The sequence below is a fragment of the Burkholderia sp. PU8-34 genome (genome assembly GCF_053427725.1).
Genome location: NZ_JBSAXC010000014.1, coordinates 132,371 through 149,919 on the forward strand (window position 1 = coordinate 132,371; position 17,549 = coordinate 149,919).

General features: G+C 66.2%; 18 protein-coding genes and 1 tRNA gene. 13 read left to right on the plus strand and 6 right to left on the minus strand.

Going from position 1 to position 17,549, the window contains the following annotated elements:
* Positions 1-83 precede the first annotated feature (83 nt).
* Together ffh and ACV22Z_RS27290 are read left to right on the plus strand one after the other, a co-directional pair.
* A complete protein-coding gene (ffh, locus tag ACV22Z_RS27285; RefSeq protein ID WP_448079385.1) occupies positions 84-1,451 on the plus strand; it encodes a signal recognition particle protein in 1,368 nt (455 codons plus the stop codon).
* A 95-nt stretch (positions 1,452-1,546) separates the two neighbouring features.
* Positions 1,547-2,098, plus strand: a complete 552-nt coding sequence (locus tag ACV22Z_RS27290; RefSeq protein WP_448079386.1) for a hypoxanthine-guanine phosphoribosyltransferase — start codon at positions 1,547-1,549, stop codon at positions 2,096-2,098.
* 88 nt (positions 2,099-2,186) lie between these two features.
* Here ACV22Z_RS27290 and ACV22Z_RS27295 read toward each other — a convergent pair whose 3' ends face one another.
* Both ACV22Z_RS27295 and ACV22Z_RS27300 read right to left on the minus strand, forming a co-directional pair.
* A complete protein-coding gene (locus ACV22Z_RS27295; protein WP_448079387.1) occupies positions 2,187-2,789 on the minus strand; it encodes a MarC family protein in 603 nt (200 codons plus the stop codon).
* A gap of 21 nt (positions 2,790-2,810) precedes the next feature.
* Positions 2,811-4,547, minus strand: coding sequence for a proline--tRNA ligase (locus ACV22Z_RS27300; RefSeq protein WP_448079388.1), 1,737 nt, complete (start codon positions 4,545-4,547; stop codon positions 2,811-2,813).
* A 218-nt stretch (positions 4,548-4,765) separates the two neighbouring features.
* Here ACV22Z_RS27300 and ACV22Z_RS27305 point away from each other — a divergent pair, with 218 nt between their 5' ends.
* Entirely contained in the window at positions 4,766-5,410 is a 645-nt protein-coding gene (locus ACV22Z_RS27305; protein WP_448079389.1) for an RNA pyrophosphohydrolase, read from the plus strand.
* A gap of 64 nt (positions 5,411-5,474) precedes the next feature.
* A complete protein-coding gene (locus tag ACV22Z_RS27310) occupies positions 5,475-6,032 on the plus strand; it encodes a CNP1-like family protein (RefSeq protein WP_448079390.1) in 558 nt (185 codons plus the stop codon).
* Positions 6,033-6,123: 91 nt separating this feature from the next.
* Here the strand turns inward: ACV22Z_RS27310 and proB are convergent, their stop codons facing one another.
* The 4 genes from proB to rplU all read right to left on the minus strand — a co-directional run bounded on the left by proB (position 6,124) and on the right by rplU (position 9,191).
* A complete protein-coding gene (gene proB / locus ACV22Z_RS27315) occupies positions 6,124-7,242 on the minus strand; it encodes a glutamate 5-kinase (protein ID WP_448079391.1) in 1,119 nt (372 codons plus the stop codon).
* 91 nt (positions 7,243-7,333) lie between these two features.
* Complete coding sequence (gene obgE, locus ACV22Z_RS27320) at positions 7,334-8,437, minus strand: GTPase ObgE (protein ID WP_448079392.1); 1,104 nt, start codon at positions 8,435-8,437, stop codon at positions 7,334-7,336.
* Positions 8,438-8,591: 154 nt separating this feature from the next.
* Positions 8,592-8,855, minus strand: coding sequence for a 50S ribosomal protein L27 (rpmA, locus tag ACV22Z_RS27325; protein WP_006400419.1), 264 nt, complete (start codon positions 8,853-8,855; stop codon positions 8,592-8,594).
* Between the two features lie 24 nt (positions 8,856-8,879).
* Positions 8,880-9,191 carry a 50S ribosomal protein L21 gene (gene rplU / locus ACV22Z_RS27330; RefSeq protein ID WP_006025184.1) on the minus strand — a complete coding sequence of 104 codons (312 nt, stop codon included), beginning with the start codon at positions 9,189-9,191 and terminating at the stop codon, positions 8,880-8,882.
* A gap of 210 nt (positions 9,192-9,401) precedes the next feature.
* Here rplU and ACV22Z_RS27335 point away from each other — a divergent pair, with 210 nt between their 5' ends.
* The 9 genes from ACV22Z_RS27335 to ACV22Z_RS27375 all read left to right on the plus strand — a co-directional run bounded on the left by ACV22Z_RS27335 (position 9,402) and on the right by ACV22Z_RS27375 (position 17,543).
* Positions 9,402-10,397 (plus strand): polyprenyl synthetase family protein, encoded by a 996-nt coding sequence (locus tag ACV22Z_RS27335; RefSeq protein ID WP_448079393.1) that lies wholly within the window; start codon positions 9,402-9,404, stop codon positions 10,395-10,397.
* Between the two features lie 212 nt (positions 10,398-10,609).
* Positions 10,610-10,686 (plus strand) — tRNA-Pro (locus tag ACV22Z_RS27340).
* Between the two features lie 142 nt (positions 10,687-10,828).
* Positions 10,829-12,121, plus strand: a complete 1,293-nt coding sequence (locus ACV22Z_RS27345) for an HlyC/CorC family transporter (protein ID WP_448079394.1) — start codon at positions 10,829-10,831, stop codon at positions 12,119-12,121.
* 126 nt (positions 12,122-12,247) lie between these two features.
* A complete protein-coding gene (locus tag ACV22Z_RS27350) occupies positions 12,248-13,507 on the plus strand; it encodes a GspE/PulE family protein (RefSeq protein ID WP_448079395.1) in 1,260 nt (419 codons plus the stop codon).
* Positions 13,504-14,715: a type II secretion system F family protein gene (locus ACV22Z_RS27355; protein ID WP_448079396.1), complete on the plus strand. Its 1,212-nt coding sequence runs from the start codon at positions 13,504-13,506 to the stop codon at positions 14,713-14,715. Before ACV22Z_RS27350 ends, ACV22Z_RS27355 begins: the two co-directional genes overlap by 4 nt.
* Positions 14,716-14,760: 45 nt before the next feature.
* Entirely contained in the window at positions 14,761-15,654 is an 894-nt protein-coding gene (locus ACV22Z_RS27360; protein ID WP_448079397.1) for a prepilin peptidase, read from the plus strand.
* A 156-nt stretch (positions 15,655-15,810) separates the two neighbouring features.
* The gene (gene coaE, locus ACV22Z_RS27365) at positions 15,811-16,419 is read left to right on the plus strand and encodes a dephospho-CoA kinase (protein WP_448079398.1); all 609 of its coding nucleotides are present in this window, start codon (positions 15,811-15,813) and stop codon (positions 16,417-16,419) included.
* Between the two features lie 139 nt (positions 16,420-16,558).
* On the plus strand, positions 16,559-17,314 hold the full coding sequence (zapD, locus tag ACV22Z_RS27370; protein ID WP_448079427.1) for a cell division protein ZapD: 756 nt from the start codon (positions 16,559-16,561) through the stop codon (positions 17,312-17,314).
* A 28-nt stretch (positions 17,315-17,342) separates the two neighbouring features.
* Positions 17,343-17,543 carry a DNA gyrase inhibitor YacG gene (locus ACV22Z_RS27375; protein ID WP_448079399.1) on the plus strand — a complete coding sequence of 67 codons (201 nt, stop codon included), beginning with the start codon at positions 17,343-17,345 and terminating at the stop codon, positions 17,541-17,543.
* Positions 17,544-17,549: the final 6 nt, after the last annotated feature.

A 17,549-nucleotide genomic window follows, 5' to 3' on the forward strand; every position in this document is an offset into this window, starting at 1 on the left:
GAAGTTTACACTAGGCCCCCTTCCCGCGACGGCTCCCGATTCAGTCCCGCCGCGCCTTCGGGCCCCACTGTCCATCGCTCCCCATGCTCGACAATCTCACTCAACGGATGGCGCGCGTCGTCAAGACGCTGCGCGGCGAGGCCCGGCTCACCGAGGCGAACACCCAGGAGATGCTCCGCGAGGTGCGTCTCGCGCTCCTCGAGGCCGACGTCGCCCTGCCCGTCGTTCGCGAATTCATCGCGAAGGTCAAGGAAAAGGCGCTCGGCGAGGAGGTGATCAGCAGCCTGTCGCCCGGCCAGGCACTCGTCGGCGTGGTCCAGAAGGAGCTGACCGCCGTGATCGGCGGCGACTACGAAGGCAAGGCCGCCGAGCTGAACCTCGCGGTCACGCCGCCCGCCGTCATCCTGATGGCCGGCCTGCAGGGCGCCGGCAAGACGACCACCGCCGGCAAGCTCGCGAAGCTCCTTCGCGAGAAGTACAAGAAGAAAGTGCTGACGGTGTCGTGCGACGTGTACCGCCCCGCCGCGATCATGCAGCTGAAAACGGTGAGCGAACAGGTCGGCGCCGATTTCTTCCCGTCGACGCCGGACCAGAAGCCCGTCGACATCGCAGTCGCGGCCGTCGACTGGGCGAAGCGCCACTACCATGACGTGCTGATCGTCGACACGGCCGGCCGTCTCGGCATCGACGAAGCGATGATGCAGGAGATCGCGGCGCTGCACGGCACGCTGAAGCCGGCCGAAACGCTGTTCGTCGTCGACGCGATGCTCGGCCAGGATGCCGTCAACACCGCGAAGGCGTTCAACGACGCGCTGCCGCTCACCGGCGTCGTGCTGACGAAGCTCGACGGCGACTCGCGCGGCGGCGCCGCGCTGTCGGTGCGTCACATCACCGGCAAGCCGATCAAGTTCGTCGGCGTCGCCGAGAAGCTCGACGGCCTCGAGATCTTCCATCCGGACCGGATGGCGAACCGGATCCTCGGCATGGGCGACATCCTCGCGCTCGTCGAGGAAGCGCAGCGCGGCGTCGACGTGCAGGCCGCGCAGAAGCTCGCCGACAAGGTCAAGAAAGGCGGCGACTTCGACCTGAACGATTTCCGCGCGCAGATCTCGCAGATGAAGAACATGGGCGGCCTGTCGTCGCTGATGGACAAGCTGCCCGCGCAGTTCCAGCAGGCGGCTGCCGGCGCTGACATGGGCCAGGCCGAAAAGCAGATCCGCCGGATGGAAGGGATCATCAGCTCGATGACGCCCGCCGAGCGCGCAAAACCCGAGATCATCAAGGCGACGCGCAAGCGCCGCATTGCAGCCGGCGCGGGCGTGCCGGTGCAGGAAGTCAACCGGATGCTGAACCAGTACGACCAGATGCGTACGATGATGAAGAAGCTGAAGGGCGGCAACATGCAGAAGATGATGCGCGGCCTGAAGGGCATGATGCCCGGCCTGCGCTGATTTCGTCCGGGCGGACGGCGCGCGGGTTTTTGCTGTAGCGCGCTCCGGCCGTTCTGCCTCATCCTTATTTGTATCCCGACTGCCCGCCTGAACACATGAACCGCGAAGAAGCCCTCCACATTTTCGAACACTCCGAAGAGATCGTCTCGGCGGACGCCGTCAACGCGTCGATCGCCCGGATGGCCGACGCGATCCGCGCCGAGATCGGCGACGCGTTCCCGCTCGTCCTCTCGGTGATGGGCGGCGCCGCGGTGTTTACCGGGATGCTGCTGCCGCATCTCGATTTCCCGCTCGAATTCGACTACATCCACCTGACCCGCTACCGCAACACGACGCAGGGCAGCCCGGAGATGCACTGGCGCGTCGCGCCGCGCGAATCGGTGAAGGACCGCATCGTGCTCGTGCTCGACGACATCCTCGACGAAGGCGAGACGATGGCCGCGATCCGCGACCGCATCCTCGACATGGGCGCGACGCGCTTCATGTCCGCCGTGCTGTGCGAGAAGACGCTCGCGAAGGCGAAGCCGCTGCATCCGGACTTCTGCGGCTTCAAGGTGCCGGACCGCTACGTGTTCGGCTGCGGGATGGACGCGAAAGGCTACTGGCGCAACCTGCCGACGATCCGCGCGCTGACCGCGAACGCCTGACGCCCGCGCGGCCCGCAAAAAGAAAAGCGGCGCTCCGGTTTTCCCGGAGCGCCGCTTTTTCGTTGAAGCGCCGTCGACCGCCGCTGCGCTACAGCTGATGTACGAACACGCGGATCCCGCCCAGCATCATCTCGACCGAGATCGCGACGAGCACGAGACCCATCAGCCGCTCGAACGCCGCGACCGTACGCTCGCCGAGCCATTGCTGGATCCGCTCGGCCAGCACCAGGGTGACCGCGCAGACGATCATCGTGACGGTCAGCGCGCCTGCCCACTCGATCATCTTGCCGGGCGCCTGCGACGTCAGCAGCATCACCGTCGCGAGCGCCGACGGCCCCGCGAGCGCCGGGATCGCGAGCGGCACGATGAACGGCTCGCCGCCCGCCCGCGGATCGTTGCCGAGCGCGCCGTCCGGATGCGGAAAGATCATCCGCAGCGCGATCAGGAACAGCACGATGCCGCCGCCGATGCGCAACGACAGGTCGGTGAGGTTCATCATCCGCAGGAAGCGGTCGCCGACGACCATGAAGAACAGCAGGATCACGAACGCGATCCCCACTTCGCGCAGGATCAGCTTCACGCGCCGCTCGCGCGGCACACTCCGCATCGCCGAGATGAACAGCGGAATGTTGCCGAGCGGATCGGTGATCAGCAGAAGGAGCACGGTGGCCGACAGGAAGGTGTATTCCACCGTGTCCTCCGGTCGGCCGGCTTAGCGCGCGAGCGCCGCGCGAACCTTGTCCGCGACCGTCGCCGCGGCCGTGTCGGCCGGCAGCAGCGTCGCCTCGGTGTCGCGGCGGCCCTGGTACTCGATCTTGCCTTCCTTCAGGCCGCGCTCGCCGATCACGAGACGGTGCGGCACGCCGATCAACTCCCAGTCGGCGAACATCACGCCCGGGCGCTCGCCGCGATCGTCGAGGATCACGTCGATGCCGGCCGCGGCCAGCTCCGCGTACAGCTTGTCGGCCGCTTCGCGCACCGCGTCGCTGCGGTCATAACCCATCGGGCACAGCACGACCTCGAACGGCGCGATCGACTCCGGCCAGATGATGCCCTTGTCGTCGAAGTTCTGTTCGATCGCCGCGCCGAGAATGCGCGTGACGCCCACCCCGTAGCAGCCCATCAGCATCGGCTGCGGCTTGCCCGACTCGTCGAGGAACGTCGCGCCCATCGCTTCCGAATACTTGGTGCCGAGCTGGAACACGTGGCCGACCTCGATGCCGCGGCAGATGTCGATCACGCCCTTGCCGTCCGGCGACGGGTCGCCCTTCTGCACGTTGCGGATGTCGGCGACTTCCGGTTCCGGCAGATCGCGGCCCCAGTTCACGCCGGCGATGTGATAGTCGACCTCGTTCGCGCCGACGACGAAATCGCTCATGTTCGCAACCGTGCGATCGGCGATCACCTTCACCGGCTTCTTCGTGCCGATCGGGCCGAGGTAGCCCGGCGGCGTGCCGAACCACTCGACGATTTCCGGCTCGGTCGCGAAGCGGTGGTTCGCCAGGCCCGGCAGCTTCGACGCCTTGATCTCGTTCAGGTCGTGATCGCCGCGCAGCATCAGCAGCCAGATCGTCGGTTCCGCGCCTTCGTTGTCCGTCGCAAGCACGATCGACTTGATCGTGCGCGCGAGCGGAATGCCCATCAGCTCGGCGACGGCCTCGCACTTCGCCTTGCCCGGCGTCGCGACCTTCGCCATCGGCTCGGCGGGCGCGGCGCGCTCGTCGAGCAGCGGCAGCGCTTCGGCCGCCTCGATGTTCGCTGCGAAATCGGAGGTCGGGCAGTAGGCGATCGCGTCTTCGCCGGTGTCGGCGATCACGTGGAACTCATGCGAGAAGTTGCCGCCGATCGAGCCGCTGTCGGCCGCGACCGGACGGAACTCGAGGCCGAGGCGCGTGAAGATGCGCACGTATGCGTCGTACATCTTGCGATACGACTCGCGCAGGCCGTCGGCGTCCTTGTCGAACGAGTACGCGTCCTTCATGATGAATTCGCGGCCGCGCATCACGCCGAAGCGCGGACGGATCTCGTCGCGGAACTTCGTCTGGATCTGGTAGAAGTTCACCGGCATCTGCCGGTAGCTCTTGATCTGGTTGCGCGCGATGTCGGTGATCACTTCCTCGTGCGTCGGCCCGATCACGAAGTCGTTGTCCTTGCGGTCCTTGAAGCGCAGCAGCTCGGGGCCGTACTGCTCCCAGCGGCCCGACTCCTGCCACAGCTCGGCCGGCTGCACGGCCGGCATCAGCAGCTCGATGGCGCCAGCCCGGTTCATTTCCTCGCGCACGATTGCCTCGACCTTGCGAATGGAACGCAGGCCGACCGGCAGGTAGTTGTAGATGCCGCCGGCGACACGACGGATCATGCCGGCGCGCACCATCAGCTTGTGGCTGACGATCTCTGCGTCGGCGGGTGCCTCTTTCAGGGTGCCGATAAAGAAACGGGAAGCTTTCATGCGGACGGTTCCAAAAACGGCGCCCCCAGGCGGGGCGCCCGAAAAAGATTCAAGGAGAAAAAGCTGCGCGCGGCGAACGACGATGGCGCAGATGACGTAGCAGACAAATCAGGGACAATTCAGTCGGTGCGCCCCGCGCGGATTCGCTCCGTTACGGTGCGCAGCGCCCGGTATCTGTTTATAATCAAAGCAATTTTAAAGGATTCGAAGGTGGTTGTATGCTGGATCGTGAAGGCTTTCGCCCGAACGTCGGCATCATCCTCTTGAACGCGCGCAACGAGGTGTTTTGGGGCAAGCGGCTCCGCGAGCACTCCTGGCAGTTTCCTCAAGGTGGGATCAAGTACGGCGAGACCCCCATGCAGGCGATGTACCGGGAACTGCACGAGGAGACAGGCCTGCACCCGGAACACGTCAAGATAATCGGCCGCACACGCGACTGGTTGCGTTACGAGGTGCCTGACAAGTTCATCAAACGCGAAGTACGCGGCCATTACCGCGGCCAGAAGCAGATCTGGTTCCTGCTGCGGATGGTCGGACGCGATTGCGACATTTGCTTGCGCGCGACCGATCACCCGGAGTTCGATGCATGGCGCTGGAACGAGTACTGGGTGCCGCTCGATGCGGTGATCGAGTTCAAGCGGGATGTCTATCAGTTGGCGCTGACGGAACTGTCGCGCTTCCTGCGCCGCCCGGCGCAGAGGGCCGACAGGCCGCGAGGTTTGCGTCCGCGCTATCCGCGCGTCGTGGATTCGCAGCCCCATCAGACGGTAACGGTTGTCGATGCATCGGTGGTGTGTTCCGAGGTCGAAGTGGAAGCGAGCACGCTGGACGAGGCACCGCCTCGCCTGATCCTCGGCGAATGACAAGTCGGACTGCATGACCGGGCGCGACCATGGTGTCGCGCCCTTTTTTTACAAGGAATGCATATTGAAAGCGATTGCTCTCGCGCTCACGTCGCTCGCAGCCGTGGCCGCCCTGGCCGGCTGCGCGCATTCGAACACGTCGTCCAACAAGGATGACAGCGCGTTCGTGTATCTGCTGGACCGCCAGCCGACCTGGAAGGAAAACACCGTCGACACGTTGCCGCCGCTGCCGCAGGCAGGCGACCTGCTGCCCTTCAACGTGTCGCAGAACACGCCGCTCAAGTTCTTCGTCGACGCGAAATCGCTCGCGGTCGGCACCGATGGCATCGTCCGGTATACGGTCGTCGTCACGAGCCCGGCCGGCGCACGCAACATCATTTACGAAGGGATCCGCTGCGATACGTACGAGTGGCGCCAGTACGCGGGCCTGAACGCGGACCACGACGGCTGGGATCGCACGGTCGAGAACGACTGGCGCCGCATCGAGAATGGCGAGCTGAACGCGTACCACGCCGCGCTCTACCAGGACTACTTCTGCGCAAACAAGATGCCGATGGGCACGTCGCAGTCGATTCTCGAGAACATCAAGTATCACCGCACCGCGCTGAACCAGCTGCGCTGATCGCGCGCGGCACGCAGCCGCCGCCATGCAAAAAGCCCGCGTCGCCGCGGGCTTTTTTTGTGCCGTCACCGCCGTCACCGCGGCGCGCGACTCACACGAGCACGAGGTTGTCGCGGTGGATCAGCTCCGGCTCGAGCATGTAGCCGAGCACCGATTCGATCTCGCCGCTCGGCTTGCGCTGGATCAGCTTCGTCTCCGCGCTGCTGTAATTGGTGAGACCGCGCGCGACCTCACGCCCGTCGGGGCCGACGCATGCGATCACCTCGCCGCGTGCGAACACGCCCTGCACGCTGACGATACCGATCGGCAGCAGGCTCTTGCCGCCCGACGTCAGCTTTTCAACTGCGCCGGCGTCGATCACGACGTGCCCGCGCACCTGCAGGTGATCCGCCATCCACTGCTTGCGCGCAGCCATCCGCGCCGTGCGCGCGATCAGCTGCGTGCCGATCGCCTCGCCCGCGGCGAGACGCGCGAGCACGTCGGGTTCGCGCCCACTTGCGATCACGGTGTTCGCGCCGCTGTGGGCCGCACGCTTGGCCGCGAGAATCTTCGTCAGCATGCCGCCGCGACCGAGGCTCGACCCCGCGCCGCCCGCCATCGCCTCGAGCTCCGGCGCGCCCGCGTTCGCTTCCGCGACGAGCGTTGCCGACGGGTCCTTGCGCGGATCGGCAGTGAAAAGGCCCGCCTGGTCGGTGAGGATGATCAGCGCATCGCCTTCGATCAGGTTCGCCACGAGCGCGCCGAGTGTGTCGTTGTCGCCGAACTTGATTTCGTCGGTGACGACGGTGTCGTTCTCGTTGATGATCGGCACGACGCCGAGCCGCAGCAGCGTGAGCAGCGTCGAACGCGCGTTCAGGTAGCGCTCGCGGTCCGCGAGGTCGGCATGGGTGAGCAGGATCTGCGCGGTGCGGATGCCGTGTTCGGAGAAACGGCTTTCATAGACCTGCGCGAGCCCCATCTGCCCGACCGCGGCCGCGGCCTGCAACTCGTCGATCTCGCGCGGACGCTTGCTCCAGCCGAGCCGCTGCATGCCTTCCGCGATCGCGCCCGAGCTGACGAGCACGACTTCCTTGCCCTCGTCGCGCAGCGCGGCGATCTGGGCCGCCCAGCGGCCAATTGCGGCATGATCGAGCCCCTTGCCGTCGTTGGTCACGAGGCTGGATCCCACCTTCACCACCAATCGCTTCGAATCCGCGATGATCGAACGCATCGTGCGCTGTCTCCTGTAAGTGATGCCTAGCCCGGCCGGGCGCGATTGAATTCCGCCGCCGGGCGGCTCGCGCCCGGTGCATGCTGACCGCTCAGGCGTCGCTGTCCTGAGCGTCGGCCGACGGCGCGTCGCGGAAGCGCACGTCGGCCGCCAGATCTTCCGCTTCCTCGGCGCGATGCGCGTCCGAATGCGCCGCGAGGTAATCGTAGATCGCATAGCACAGCGCCTCGCAGCCCTGGCCCGTCAGCGCCGAAATCTCGAACACGGGGCCGTCCCAGCCGAAGCGCTCGAGGAAATCCGCGACGCGCGCCTCGCGCTCGTCCTCGGGCACCATGTCGAGCTTGTTGAGCACGAGCCAGCGCGGCTTCTCGTAGAGCGCCTCGTCGTACTTGCGCAGCTCGCCGACGATCGCCGTCGCCTCGGCAACCGGATCGACGTTTTCGTCGAACGGCGCGAGATCCACGAGATGCAGCAGCACGCCCGTACGCTGCAGGTGACGCAGGAACTGATGGCCGAGGCCTGCGCCTTCGGCCGCGCCCTCGATCAGTCCCGGGATGTCGGCGATCACGAAGCTCTTGCTCGGCCCGACGCGCACGACGCCGAGATTCGGCGCGAGCGTCGTGAACGGGTAATCGGCAATCTTCGGCTTCGCATTCGACACCGACGAAATGAACGTCGACTTGCCCGCGTTCGGCATGCCGAGCAGGCCGACGTCGGCGAGCACCTTCAGCTCGAGCCGCAGCATCCGGCGTTCGCCGGGCTTGCCGTCGGTCTTCTGGCGCGGCGCGCGGTTCGTGCTCGACTTGAAGTGCAGGTTGCCGAGACCGCCCGCCCCGCCATTCGCGAGCATCACTTTCTGGTCGTGCTCGGTCAGGTCGGCGATCAGCTCGCCGGTGTCCATGTCGTTGATGATCGTGCCGACCGGCATGCGCAGCGTGATATCGTCGCCGCCCTTGCCGTAGCAGTCCGAACCGCGGCCGTTCTCGCCGTTGCGCGCCAGGTGCTTCTTCGCGTAACGGTAGTCGATCAGCGTGTTGATGTTGCGGTCGGCGATCGCATAGACACTGCCGCCCCGGCCGCCGTCGCCGCCGTCCGGCCCGCCGAACGGAACGAATTTCTCGCGGCGCATCGACGCGCTGCCATCGCCTCCGTCTCCGGCGATGACTTCGATTCGTGCTTCGTCAATGAACTTCATTCGTTACTCCGCCCAGTATTTCCGCTATTGTGCCGCGCGCCGCCGCGCTTGAACAATCGGCCATCCGGCCAATTGCGCCTGCGCAGCGACAAAATAAAAAAGGCCCCGCGACAACTGCGGGGCCTTCAGGCTACGAAGCCCGTGGATGCCTGACTTAGGCTGCCGCCGGGACGACGATGACCGTATGCTTCTTGTCCGCGCCCTTCGTCGCGAACTTCACGTGGCCGTCGACCAGCGCGAACAGGGTGTGATCCTTGCCCATGCCGACGTTCTCGCCAGCGTGCATGCGGGTGCCGCGCTGACGCACGATGATGCCGCCGGCGTTGATCGCCTGGCCGCCGTACACCTTCACGCCGAGACGTTTCGACTCGGAGTCGCGGCCGTTCCGGGAAGAGCCGCCTGCCTTTTTGTGTGCCATCTGATTGCTCCTTTACCGAGGCGCTTACGCGTTGATCGCGTCGATGCGCAGCTCAGTGTAGTTCTGGCGGTGGCCGCCGTGCTTTTGGTAGTGCTTCCGGCGACGCATCTTGAAGATGGTGACCTTGGCATGACGACCGTGCGACACAACGGTGGCCTTGACGGAAGCCCCACTGACCAGCGGCGTACCGAACTTAATCGATTCGCCTTCGCCCACTGCGAGAACCTGGTCGAGCGTGATTTCAGCGTCAATGTCAGCCGGTATCTGTTCTACTTTGAGTTTTTCGCCAACGGCAACCTTGTACTGCTTGCCGCCGGTTTTTATGACCGCGTACATTGAGAACCTCACTCTGGATCCAATTTTTCCGCACACCACGCGCGGAAAAGGCGTGATTATACAGAGAGTTAGCAGCGCTGTCAAAGCCGATCAGCGATTGCCGCGCGCGGGCCTCGGCCGGACGGCCAAAATCGCGCATGCGGCGCGGGCGACAACCCGGCGTGCCGCGGATTCGACTTATAATCCGCGGCATCACCCAATTCCATGATCATGTCGTCGTCCACCGCCTCCCCCACCCTCAGCGCCGCCCATCTGCTCGCCCCGATCGCCAGCGATATGGAGCAGGTGAATCGCGTCATCCGGCAAAGCCTCGCGTCCGACGTGGTGCTGATCAACCAGATCGCCGAGTACATCATCGGCGCGGGCGGCAAGCGGCTGCGTCCGGCGTTGCTGCTGCTCGTCGCGGGCGCGCTCGGCGAAACGTCGCACCAGCGGCATGTGCTGGCCGCCGTCGTCGAGTTCATCCACACGGCGACGCTGCTGCACGACGACGTCGTCGACGAATCCGAGCTGCGGCGCGGCCGCCAGACGGCCAATGCGCTGTTCGGCAACGCGGCGAGCGTGCTGGTAGGCGACTACCTCTATTCCCGCTCGTTCGAGATGATGGTCGGCGTCGGCAAGATGCGCGTGATGGAGATTCTCTCCGAAGCGACGACCATCATTTCCGAAGGCGAGGTGCTGCAGCTGCTGAACATGCACGACGCGGACGTCGACGAGTCCCGCTACATGCAGGTGATCCGCTACAAGACGGCCAAGCTGTTCGAGGCGTCGGCCCGTCTCGGCGCGGTTCTCGCGGGCGTCGACGCAACGACCGAAGCCGCCGCCGCCGAATACGGTCGCCGCATCGGCACCGCGTTCCAGATCATGGACGACTGGCTCGACTACGCGGGCACCGCCGAAGCGATGGGCAAGAATGCCGGCGACGACCTGCGCGAAGGCAAGCCGACGCTGCCGCTCATCTACCTGATCGAGCGCGGCACGCCCGAACAGGCCAAGCTCGCGCGCGAAGCGATCGAGCAAGGCGGTACCGACCGCTTCGACACGATTTTCGACGCGATCACGCGCTCCGGCGCGCTCGACCACACGCTCGAATGCGCGCGACAGGAAGCGCAGGCCGCGGCCGCCGCGATCGCCGCGTTCCCGGATTCCGTCTACAAGGAAAGCCTGCTCGAGCTGTGCTCGTATTCGACGTCGCGACAATCGTGAACGCACGCGGCCGGGTGCGAGCCGCCCGACCGCTTTAGTACTTCCGGCCTCCGTCCTTGACGATGAGGCCGGTCGAAATGGACCGCCAGACCAGCATCTCAAAAATTTCTTCAAAAAAGTGTTCCATTTTCGAAAAAGTGTCGGTATAGTTATGTTCTTGGCTGATGACGCAGCGGTCTTAAAGAAGACTGCCTAGTCGGAAGAGTCCAAATCGGGGTGTAGCTTAGCCTGGTAGAGCGCTACGTTCGGGACGTAGAGGCCGGAGGTTCGAATCCTCTCACCCCGACCAGATTTGTGAAAAACCGTGCACGCAAGTGCACGGTTTTTTTTTGCCTGATGGCCGGGAAGGCCGATCCGCTTCGCGACACGTCCCGGCCACCGGCCTCTGCTATAGTCCCTCCATCCCTGTCCTTCACTGCCCTTTCCGACGCGTGGACCAAATTCCCTTATGGGCGCAAATCGGCGCCGTCTTCCTGCTTCTCCTCTGCTCCAGCTTCTTTTCCATTTCCGAAACCGCGATGATGGCGCTCAACCGCCATCGGCTGAAGCACCTCGCGGGCAAGGGCGCGCTGGGCGCCAAAACGACCCAGGGTCTGCTCACGCGCACCGACCAGCTGCTCAGCGTGATCCTGATCGGCAACAACCTGTTCAACACGATCATCCCGGTCCTCACGACGTCGATCGCACTGCATACGTTCGGCCGTAACAACCTCGCGCTGTCGATCGCGACCGGCATCGTCGCGTTCCTGATCATCGTGTTCGCGGAGATCGCGCCGAAGATCGCCGGCGCGACGTTCCCCGAGCGCATCGCACTGCCCGCGAGCCTCGTGATCGCGCCGCTGATGCGCGTGCTCAAGCCGATCGTCTGGTTCGTCAACGCACTGGCGCACGGAGTACTGTGGGTGCTGCGCATCAATACGGCCAAGGGTCGCGACCAGCGGATGTCGCCCGATGAATTGCGCACCATCGTGCTCGAGTCGAGCAGCTTCATGCCGACCAAGCACCGCAGCATCCTGCTCAACCTGTTCGACCTCGAGAACATCACCGTCGACGACGTGATGGTGCCGCGCCGTCAGATCGAATCGCTCAATTTCTTTGCGCCGCTCGACGACATCCTCCATCAGCTGGAGACCTGCTATCACAACCGGCTCGTCGTCTACGAGGGCGACATCGACAAGGTGCTCGGCGTCCTGCACGTGCGCAAGACGCTGACCGCGCTGCACAACCAGGATTTCGACCGCGAAACGCTGCGTACGCTGCTCGCCGAGCCGTACTACGTGCCGTCGGGCACGCCGGTGTTCCAGCAGCTTCAGTTCTTCCAGGAAAGCCGCCATCGCACGGCGCTGATCGTCAACGAATACGGCGAGCTCGAAGGCCTCGTCACGCCCGAGGACATCATCGAGGAGCTGATCGGCGAGTTCACGACGTCGATGCCGCGCAGCGAGCGCAAGGGCGGCTGGGACGAGAACGGTGAATGCATCGTCGCGGCCAGCATGCCGCTGCGCGAGCTGAACCGCTGGCTGCACCTGAAACTGCCGACGGACGGGCCGAAGACGCTCAACGGCCTGATCCTCGAAGTCCTCGAGGAAATTCCAGAAGACGACGTGTGCCTGAAGGTCGGCGACGTGATGCTCGAGGTGATGCGCAGCGACGACCAGGCGGTGCGCACCGTCAAGCTCTTCAAGCCGCGCACGGCTCGCAACGCGCGCAGCCTCGTGCATTGAAGGGCATCAAGGCCGGCTCACGCTCACCGCGAGCTTGCGCTGGCCGAACGGCCGACTGTCGGCGCCGCCGTTGCCGCGCGACCATGCCAGGGTCACGGTAACAAGGCGGCCGACGCGCCGGCAATCATGCTTTTCAACCCATCCGACGGGATGCCCGCCATTCCCGACCCTGCGCCGTCCGCCGGCCCTCGCCCGCTCGACGCGGCCCGGCTCGACGAAGCACCCGCCGCGCGCCTCCTGACGGATACGCTGCGCGCCGCGAGCGAGCGCGCGGCGTCCGACATCCACATCGAACCGTTCGAAGCCGGCTGGCGGATCCGCCTGCGCGTCGACGGCGTGCTGCACGAGCAGTCGCGGCCGCCCGTGCACTTGCGCGACGCATTCGTTACCCGGATCAAGGTGCTCGCGCGCATGGACATCGCCGAGCGCCGCCTCCCGCAGGACGGCCGGCTGCGCATCGCGTTGACCGACGGCGAACGCGGCGACTACCGGGTCAGCTCGCTTCCCACGCTGTTCGGCGAAAAACTCGTGCTGCGCCGTCTCGAAACGCTGCCGCCCGAACTCACGCTCGCCAACCTCGGCTTCGACGCGCAACAGGCCGCCGCCATGGAGGCGGCGATCCGCGCGCCGCACGGCCTCGTGCTCGTTACCGGGCCGACAGGCAGCGGCAAGACGCTGTCGCTGTATTGCGCGCTGCAGATGCTCGATCGCGATGCATACAACGTCTGCACGGTCGAGGATCCGGCCGAGATCCAGCTCGACGGCATCAATCAGGTCGGCATCGCCGAGAAGGCCGGGCTGACCTTCGCCACCGCGCTGCGCGCGCTGTTGCGGCAGGATCCGGACGTCATCATGGTCGGCGAGATCCGCGATGCGGAAACGGCCGATGTCGCGATCAAGGCGGCGCAGACCGGGCACCTCGTGCTGTCGACGCTGCATACGAACGATGCGCCCGCCGCCGTCGCGCGACTGCTCGACATCGGCGTCGCGCCGTACAACCTCGCAGCGGCGCTGCGCCTCGTCACCGCGCAGCGCCTCGTGCGCCGCCTGTGCGCCACCTGCCGCACACCGTCGGACGCGCCGGCGCGCCTGTTGCGCGAAGCCGGCTGCGATCCGTCGGCGCTGGTATCGGGTTGGCGGCCGTTCGTTGCGCGCGGCTGCGCCGCCTGCCACGGCATCGGCTACCGGGGCCGCATCGGCGTGCACCAGACGATGCCGGTTTCGCCCGGGCTGGCGGAACGGATCGTTGCACGCGCGAGCGTCGGCCAGCTCGCCCGGCACGCCGCAAGCGAAGGCGTGCGCACGCTGCGCGCAGCCGTGCTCGCTCGCGTGCTGGACGGCACGACGAGTCTCTCGGAAGCGCTCGCGATGACGCCCGACGCATGAGTACGCAAACGCCGCCGCGGGAAATCCGCTTCGCCTGGCGCGGGCGCCACCGAGACGGCACGCCGCGCCGCGGGGCCATCATCGCGTTTGACGCAGCCGGCGCACGCGCGCACCTCGCGCGCAACGGCATCGCCGTGCTGTCGCTCGACGCGCGCGGCACGGCCCCGCCGCCGAACGCCCGCGGTCGCGATGTCACGCGCTTCACGCGTCAGCTCGCCAGCCTGCTGCAGGCCGGCTTGCCGCTCGCACCGTCGCTGGAGACGCTCGCGCGCACCGGCGGACCGGACGGCATGCCGCGCATCGCGGCCGGCCTTGCACGCCAGATCGTCGACGGTCGACGCTTCGCCGCGGCGCTCGCCCGCTATCCGTCGCAGTTCGGTTCGCTGTATTGCCAGCTGATCGAGGTCGGCGAGACGTCCGGTGCGCTCGGCACGGTGCTGACGCGCGTCGCGGACCACCGCGAGCGCGCTGATGCGCAGCGGCGCAAGCTGCGTGCCGCGCTCGCGTATCCGGTCGCGGTCATCGTGTTCGCGCTCGCCATCACGGTCGCGCTGATGCTGTGGGTCGTGCCGACGTTCCGGCAGATCTTCGACGGATTCGGCGCCGCGCTGCCGGCACCGACGCGCGTGCTGCTCGCGCTCGCGTCCGCGACATCGGCGTGGGGCCTTCCGCTGCTGGCCGGCGCCGCCGTGGCGAGCATCGCCGCCCGGCACGCCATCCGTCGCCTGCCCGCCGCGCGGTTCGCGTTTGCCAGCGCGATGTTGCGCGTGCCGCTCATTGGCGGCGCGCTGGGCCGGTTCGCCGCCGCGCGATGGTGCCGGTCGCTCGCGACCCTGCTCGGCGCCGGCGTGCCGCTCGCGGACGCGTTCGCGACGCTCGAACGCACGGCCGGCCATCCCGTGTACGAGCAGGCCACCGCGCGCATCGCCGCGCGCGTGCTGCAAGGCGCGCGGCTCGCCGATGCGATGCAGTCGGCCGGCTGCTTTCCGGACGACGTCGTCCGGCCGATCGCGGTCGCGGAAGAAACCGGCGCGCTCGATACGATGCTCGCCGACATCGCCGCGCTGTGCGAACGTCAGCTCGATGCGCATCTCGATACGCTCGCCGCGCTCGGCGAGCCGCTGATCGTGATCGTGCTGGGCGCGCTGGTGGGCAGCCTGGTCGTCGCGATGTACCTGCCCATCCTTCAGCTCGGCAACGTGGTGTAGCATCGCAACCGAATCTGTCGCCTTTTAGCCCGATCGCCCCGCCCCATGACATCCATGCCTCTGTTCGCTGCCCCCGCCTTGCCCGTGCTGGCGACGCTGCCGCCTGCCGCGCAGTACGCGTTCGCCGTCGTGTTCGGCCTGTGCGTCGGCAGCTTCATCAACGTCGTCGTTCATCGTCTGCCCGTGATGATGGAGCGCGCATGGCGCGCAGAAATCGCCGAAGCCACGGGCACCAGCGCGGAAACCGACGACGGCTATCCGCCGCGCTACGATCTGTGGCATCCGCGCAGCGCGTGTCCGCAATGCGGCCACGTGCTGCGGGTGTGGGAAAACATTCCGCTCGTCAGCTACCTGCTGCAGCGCGGACGCTGCCGCCAGTGCGGCCACGCGATCGGCATACGCTACCTGCTGATCGAACTGGCGGGCGCGTTGCTTGCCGCCGGCTCGCTCACCGCGTTCGGGCCGACCGTTGCCGCGCTCGCCGCGTTCGGCATGTGCGCCGCGCTGCTCGCGATGAGTGCAATCGACATCCGGACCGGCTACCTGCCCGACTCGATGACGCTGCCGCTCCTGTGGGCCGGGCTCGCGCTGAATCTCGGCGGCACGTTCACGTCGCTGCGCGCCGCCGTCATCGGCGCGATGGCCGGGTACCTGTTCCTGTGGTCGATCTACTGGCTGTTCAGGTGGCTGCGCGGCATCGAGGGCATCGGCTTCGGCGACCTGAAGCTGCTCGGCGCGCTCGGTGCATGGATGGGCTGGGCCGCGCTGCCGCAAGTGGTGCTGTTTGCCGCAGTGACGGGCGCGATCGTCGGCCTCGTCGCGACGTGGCGCGGCCGCATGCGTTTCGAGGAGCCGATTCCGTTCGGCCCGTTTCTCGCCGCCGGCGGTGCCGCGACGCTGTTTTTCGGCACCCCTTTCTACTCGGCGCTCGGAGGCTGAAATGAAACACCCCTCACGCTCACTTTGCTCGCTGCCCGCCGAAGGGGCGGTCAGCCGCTCACGGCCGGCTTTGCAAGGCCGGCCGGCTACGCAGGCACAGGGCGATGCTCTGGGCGTTCTTTGCTACGCCCTTGGGGCGGCCCGGCGGAGGCTGACATGTTTGCAGTAGGACTCACCGGTGGAATCGGCAGCGGCAAGACCACCGTCGCGGATTTGTTCGCGGCCCGCGGTGCGTCGCTCGTCGACACCGACCTGATCGCCCATCGCATCACCGCACCCGGCGGGCTCGCGATGCCGGCGATCGCGCAGGCATTCGGCGCCGAATTCGTCGCAGCGGACGGCTCGCTCGACCGCGCGAAGATGCGCACGCTGATCTTCAGCGACGATGCGGCACGGCGGCGTCTCGAGGCGATCACGCATCCGCTGATCCGCGCGGAGACCGACCGCGAAGGGCGCGACGCGCGAGGCGCGTACGTGATGTACGTCGTGCCGCTCCTCGTCGAGTCCGGCAACTGGAAGGCGCGCGTCGATCGCGTGCTCGTCGTCGATTGCGATGTCGAGACCCAGATCGCGCGCGTGATGCGCCGCAACGGATTCACGCACGAACAGGTCGAGGCGATCGTCGCGCGACAGGCGACGCGCGACGCGCGTCTCGCCGCTGCCGACGACGTGATCGTCAACGATGCGACGACACCCGATACACTCGCCGCGCAGGTCGATGCGCTGCACCAGCGCTATCTCGCTTACTCGTCAGAGGAAAAATGATCGCCGCATCGCGGCGCCGCGCGCACGCGGCCCGCGCGCGACCGTGTGACCGCGCACGAAATTGGCGCTTGGCCAGGGTAGACAGTGCGCATTAGAATGTCCTGCATTGTTTCATTCCCTACGCGAGAGGCGAGCGCGCTTGATTCTTTACGAGTATCCGTTCAATGAGCGAATTCGCACGTTGCTGCGCCTCGAAGACTTGTTCGAGCGCTTCGCGTTCTTTTTGGCTCAAGAAGACGCGCGAGAACATCACATCGCCCTGACGACGCTGTTCGAGATCGCCGAAGTCACAGGCCGCGCCGATCTGAAATCGGAGCTGATGAAGGAACTCGAACGTCAGCGCCAGACGCTCGCGCCGTTTCGCGGCAATCCCGGCATCGAACAGAACGCACTGGAAGCCGTGCTCGGCGAAATCGAGCAGACGCTCGCGAATCTCGCGCAAATGCAGGGCAAGACCGGCCAGCATCTGGTCGACAACGAATGGCTTGCCAGCATCCGCAGCCGCGCGGTCATTCCCGGCGGCACGTGCAAATTCGACCTGCCGTCGTACTACGCATGGCAGCAGTGGCCTGCCGAACAGCGGCGCCAGGACATCGCGAAGTGGATCATGCCGCTGCTGCCGCTGCGCGACGCTGCGGCAATCGTGCTGCGCCTCGCACGCGAATCGGGGCAGGCATCGAAGGTGATGGCGATGCAGGGCAGCTATCAGCAGATGCTGTCCGGTCGGAGCTATCAGCTGATGCAGGTGCGCGTGGCGCCGGAATTGCGCGTGATTCCCGAAGCAAGTGCGAACAAGTACATGCTGTGGGTGCGCTTCACGATGCAGGACGGCGACGTGCGGCCACGTGCGGTGGACATCGACGTGCCGTTCCACCTGACCCTGTGCAATCTGTAACGGCCGAGTGCCGGATCGACGTTTTCGTATGACTACCGTTGTGAAATGTCCGTCGTGCGGCGCCGAAGTGCGCTGGACACCTGAAAATCGCTTCCGTCCCTTCTGTTCCGCCCGCTGCAAGCAGCTCGATCTCGGCGCATGGGCTGCCGAAAAGTATCGGATCGGCAGCAATTCGGACGACGCTCCGTTGTCCGAAGAAGACGGCACGGACGGAAACCGTAACCGCTGAGCGGTT

What these genes read in the sequence shown, in the direction of transcription:
- ffh (WP_448079385.1), top strand. Translation starts at nt 84, where the DNA reads ATGCTCGACAATCTCACTCAACGGATGGCGCGCGTCGTCAAGACGCTG.
- ACV22Z_RS27290 (WP_448079386.1), top strand. Translation starts at nt 1,547, where the DNA reads ATGAACCGCGAAGAAGCCCTCCACATTTTCGAACACTCCGAAGAGATC.
- ACV22Z_RS27300 (WP_448079388.1), bottom strand. Translation starts at nt 4,547, where the DNA reads ATGAAAGCTTCCCGTTTCTTTATCGGCACCCTGAAAGAGGCACCCGCC.
- ACV22Z_RS27305 (WP_448079389.1), top strand. Translation starts at nt 4,766, where the DNA reads ATGCTGGATCGTGAAGGCTTTCGCCCGAACGTCGGCATCATCCTCTTG.
- proB (WP_448079391.1), bottom strand. Translation starts at nt 7,242, where the DNA reads ATGCGTTCGATCATCGCGGATTCGAAGCGATTGGTGGTGAAGGTGGGA.
- obgE (WP_448079392.1), bottom strand. Translation starts at nt 8,437, where the DNA reads ATGAAGTTCATTGACGAAGCACGAATCGAAGTCATCGCCGGAGACGGA.
- rpmA (WP_006400419.1), bottom strand. Translation starts at nt 8,855, where the DNA reads ATGGCACACAAAAAGGCAGGCGGCTCTTCCCGGAACGGCCGCGACTCC.
- rplU (WP_006025184.1), bottom strand. Translation starts at nt 9,191, where the DNA reads ATGTACGCGGTCATAAAAACCGGCGGCAAGCAGTACAAGGTTGCCGTT.
- ACV22Z_RS27335 (WP_448079393.1), top strand. Translation starts at nt 9,402, where the DNA reads ATGTCGTCGTCCACCGCCTCCCCCACCCTCAGCGCCGCCCATCTGCTC.
- ACV22Z_RS27350 (WP_448079395.1), top strand. Translation starts at nt 12,248, where the DNA reads ATGCTTTTCAACCCATCCGACGGGATGCCCGCCATTCCCGACCCTGCG.
- ACV22Z_RS27355 (WP_448079396.1), top strand. Translation starts at nt 13,504, where the DNA reads ATGAGTACGCAAACGCCGCCGCGGGAAATCCGCTTCGCCTGGCGCGGG.
- ACV22Z_RS27360 (WP_448079397.1), top strand. Translation starts at nt 14,761, where the DNA reads ATGACATCCATGCCTCTGTTCGCTGCCCCCGCCTTGCCCGTGCTGGCG.
- coaE (WP_448079398.1), top strand. Translation starts at nt 15,811, where the DNA reads ATGTTTGCAGTAGGACTCACCGGTGGAATCGGCAGCGGCAAGACCACC.
- ACV22Z_RS27375 (WP_448079399.1), top strand. Translation starts at nt 17,343, where the DNA reads ATGACTACCGTTGTGAAATGTCCGTCGTGCGGCGCCGAAGTGCGCTGG.